Origin of the sequence: Nostoc sp. 2RC, from assembly GCF_014222165.1 — a bacterium.
In the GTDB taxonomy this organism is placed as follows: domain Bacteria; phylum Cyanobacteriota; class Cyanobacteriia; order Cyanobacteriales; family Nostocaceae; genus Nostoc; species Nostoc linckia.
Genome location: NZ_JACKZU010000532.1, coordinates 1 through 3920 on the forward strand (window position 1 = coordinate 1; position 3920 = coordinate 3920).

General features: G+C 43.4%; 4 protein-coding genes. 1 reads left to right on the top strand and 3 read right to left on the bottom strand.

What is annotated here, in order from left to right; all coding sequences use genetic code 11:
• Window positions 1-152 precede the first annotated feature (152 nt).
• Window positions 153-764, top strand: a complete 612-nt coding sequence (locus GNE10_RS32645) for a hypothetical protein (RefSeq protein WP_199341677.1) — start codon at window positions 153-155, stop codon at window positions 762-764.
• A gap of 237 nt (window positions 765-1001) precedes the next feature.
• On the opposite strand, the gene GNE10_RS32650 is transcribed toward GNE10_RS32645, so the two are convergent.
• The 3 genes from GNE10_RS32650 to folD form a co-directional block, all read right to left on the bottom strand.
• Entirely contained in the window at window positions 1002-1457 is a 456-nt protein-coding gene (locus tag GNE10_RS32650) for a divergent PAP2 family protein (protein WP_099072538.1), read from the bottom strand.
• Between the two features lie 184 nt (window positions 1458-1641).
• Window positions 1642-2574: a geranylgeranyl diphosphate synthase CrtE gene (gene crtE, locus GNE10_RS32655; RefSeq protein WP_099072537.1), complete on the bottom strand. Its 933-nt coding sequence runs from the start codon at window positions 2572-2574 to the stop codon at window positions 1642-1644.
• Between the two features lie 402 nt (window positions 2575-2976).
• Window positions 2977-3855, bottom strand: coding sequence for a bifunctional methylenetetrahydrofolate dehydrogenase/methenyltetrahydrofolate cyclohydrolase FolD (gene folD / locus GNE10_RS32660; protein WP_185570167.1), 879 nt, complete (start codon window positions 3853-3855; stop codon window positions 2977-2979).
• Window positions 3856-3920: the final 65 nt, after the last annotated feature.

The window sequence follows — 3920 nt, forward strand, 5'->3', positions numbered from 1 at the left end:
CTTTCCCCCTTTCCCTTTCCCATACCCAATGCCCCACTCCCCACTCCCCATTTTTGTTTATAAAATCTTTTATGACACTGTAATTTATCTATGTAACTTTTGTGCAGAGACTTCAGACTTTACCAAGTGTTTTAAGATTAGCGATTTCTACGATGAGCTTTGCTTTTGCTGGGTTAATTGGTGGCATTAGTTCTGTCTATGCCCAACAAGGCATTCCTAATTGTCAACCACCGAATGCAGGGGAATATCTTTTATTAGTAGTCAGTCCTACAGCAGAAAATCAAAAGCAGTTGCGTAGTGCCCTACCCCCTCAACTCAAAACGGTTACCTGCCAATATCTCAACGAAACTGTGACGCGTATCGGGGGCTTTAATCAAATTGATGATGCCAATCGCTGGGCAAGGTATGTCAGTAATATTGTTGGTTTGTCTGCTATCATTACTACTCGGCCAACAGCACCAGATGTTGTACAAGCACAGCCACTCCAGCAAACAGTCACCTATAATCCTCAAGCTTTAGGAGAGGGTTATGCAGTGTTGGTAGATTATTACAATCGCCCAGAATTAGCAAGTAGCATACAGCAAGTGGTGGGAGGTAATGTCGGTTTTGCTTCTTATGGACAACGCCCATACTTGTTAGCAGTTTATACTACTAACCAAAGTGAAGCATACAACGCCTTACAAAAGCTAAACGATCGCGGTTTTGTTGCCAGTATCGTCAATAGTCGTAAGGTGATTTTGTTACGGTCAGCTGTGGGATTTTAAGAATAAAGAATTCAGGAGTCAGAATTCAGAATTCACAATTAATTAAGTACAAGTGGCGGTAAAGTTAGCAGGTTAAAGTTCCTGACTAAAATCTTCTCTAGCAGACGCTTTTGCTAGCTTGCTGAAGAGTAGAGATACAATTTAGTGGTCAAGAAGAAAGCAACGGGTTTAATTGCCCACTAAAAAATTGCTGAATTCTGTATTCTGAATTCTGTATTCTGAATTCTGCATTGTTCTTTAATAAGCAGACCTAGCTAACCAATAAATCGTTATACCCAAAGCTGACCCGGCTATTACCTGAACTGGTGTATGTCCAAGCAATTCCTTAAGACGGTCTTGGCTAAAGTCTGGTTTTTCATGAAATAATTCATCAATCATTTGATTGAGAATGCGAGCTTGTTTGCCAGCCGCTTGGCGAACTCCAGCTGCATCGTACATCACGATGATGGCAAAAATCATTGCCACTGCAAAATCAGGAGATGCCCAACCCAATGTTTGCCCTACACCAGCAGCTAGAGCTGTAACTAAAGCTGAGTGGGCACTGGGCATTCCTCCGGTTGTCACCAAAACACGTATGTTCAGCTTGCGATTTTTGATGATTTCGATTATGAGTTTTAATGTTTGAGCAATTAAACAAGCTACCAGAGCAACCAGCAGCACCCGGTTGTCTAAAATGTTGCCTATATCCTGCATGGTATTGTGGTTAGGTTAGTGATATGAGTAGCAGTTGTTGGTTGAGGAAACATTTAGATTCAACCCAAAATCCGAAATTAACTGAGTACATGACGGTGGAAGTAACCCAAAGGTTAAAAATAGACAAAAAGTAGATACTTTGAGCATTGATGGCTCTTTACTTTTGCCTTTTTGTCTTTTTGTACTAGTTATTACGACTGATGATAAAATGAGCGATCGCTTGGAGTGGCTTGGCTCTTTCCCCAAATGTTTCTAATTCCGCGCAAGCTGCTTTAACTAGCTCTTGGGCTTTTAAGCGCGATTGCTCAATTCCCCAAAGGCTGGGATAAGTAACTTTTTTCGCTTTTTCGTCTTTGCCAGCTGTTTTGCCTAATTGCTCTTGGGTTGCAGTGATATCCAGAATATCATCTACGATCTGAAATGCTAGTCCAATATTTTGAGCGTAACGGGTTATTCGTTGCACATCCTGGGACGATGCCCCAGCTACAATACCGCCACAAACTACACAAGCTTCCAAAAGCGCGGCTGTTTTGTGTTCGTGAATGAAATTGAGCGTTTCTAGAGAAATATCTGATTTCCCTTCACATTGTAAATCCACGACTTGACCGCCCACTAAACCAGCTGCTCCCAGAGCGCGGCCAAGACGGACAACTACTTGCAAAACTCTTTCTCTGGGAACATTTTCAGGAGTATGAAGGGCAACATATTCAAAAGCCAGAGCCAACAAACCATCTCCAGCTAAAATTGCCACATCTTCGCCATAGACCTTATGATTCGTTAGCTTTCCGCGACGATAATCATCATTATCCATTGATGGCAGGTCGTCATGAATCAAAGACATTGTGTGGATCATCTCCACTGCACAAGCTGTTGGCATAGCCATTTCGATGGTACCACCCATCATTTCGCAGCTAGCAAGGCAGAGAATCGGACGTACACGCTTACCTCCAGCTAATAACGAGTAGCGCATCGACTCATAAATTGTTTCTGGATAAAGAACGGGAATAGCCCGATCTAAAGCAGTATCACAAAGCTTTTGCCGTTCTTTGAGATAGGCTGCTAAGTTAAAGTTGGCTTCCTCTGGTGGTGTCTTTTGAAAGTTATCGGTTGCTACCATTCTTCAATTCCTGACATTTTGTGATTTTGTCTTATACGTCACAATTTTAAGGTGCTGTGGGACTCAAAAAATGAGGAGTTGGGAGTTTGGAGTTAGGAGTTAGGAGTTGGGAGTTTGGAGTTGGGAGTTGGGAGTTGGGAGTTTGGAGTTTGGAGTTAGGAATTGGGAGTTAGGAATTGGGAGTTAAGAATTAGGAGTTAAGAATTAGGAGTTAAGAATTGGGAATATAACTCTTAACTCATCACTCTTAACTCATCACTCCTCACTCTTAACTCCTCACTCATCACTCATCACTCCTCACTCCTCACTCATCACTCCTCACTCTTAACTCCTCACTCATCACTCATCACTCCTCACTCCTCACTCATCACTCTTAACTCCTCACTCATCACCCCTTGCTCCTTACTTTCTTACCGTTCTCGAATAGCTAGCAAATGTATTTTGCAACAATAAGGCGACGGTCATTGGCCCGACACCGCCAGGAACTGGGGTGATAAATCCTGCTACGGCAGCAGTTGATTCCAAATCTACATCGCCGACTAGCCGACTGTTGCCACTGGCATCAGTGACCCGATTCATTCCCACATCTACCACAACAGCGCCCGGTTTTACCATATCAGCAGAGATTAGTCCGGGACGGCCTGCTGCTGCAATCAGAATATCAGCATTTTGAGCGATCGCTTTGAGATCGTGCGATCGCGAATGAGCAATGGTGACTGTAGCATCAGCCTCCAATAACATTAATGCCATTGGCTTACCCACTAAAATACTACGTCCTATCACTACTGCCTGCTTTCCTTGCAAAGGAATTTTATATTCTTCTAAAAGCCGCATCACGCCAGCCGGGGTGCAGCTACGTAAACCCGTTTCTCCCCTTACTAGTCGCCCCAAGTTAACTGGGTGCAGTCCATCAGCATCTTTATCGGCATCAATTTGATGTAACAAGCCAACAGCATCCAAATGGTTAGGCAAAGGTAGCTGCACGAGAATACCATCCACCCGTTCATCGTGATTGAGTGTATGAATAACCTCTTCTAATTCTCCTTGGGTAGTTTCGGCGGCAAAATGCTTGCCAAAAGAAGCTATACCAACTTTGGCGCAGGCTTTTTCTTTATTGCGTACATAAGCAGCTGAAGCCGGGTTATCGCCCACCATCAGCACTGCTAAGCCAGGAGGCCTTCCAACTTTTGTTTGTAATTCGCTAATGGCAACAGAAAGCTCTTGCTGAATTTTTCCAGCTAAAGCTTTACCATCAAGGATTTTGGCAGTTTGTGTTTTCATGAAAATTTCCAGCTATCTTTGTGTTGTGTCGCAAGTTTGGTTGAATAGGGGTATGGGGCATGGGG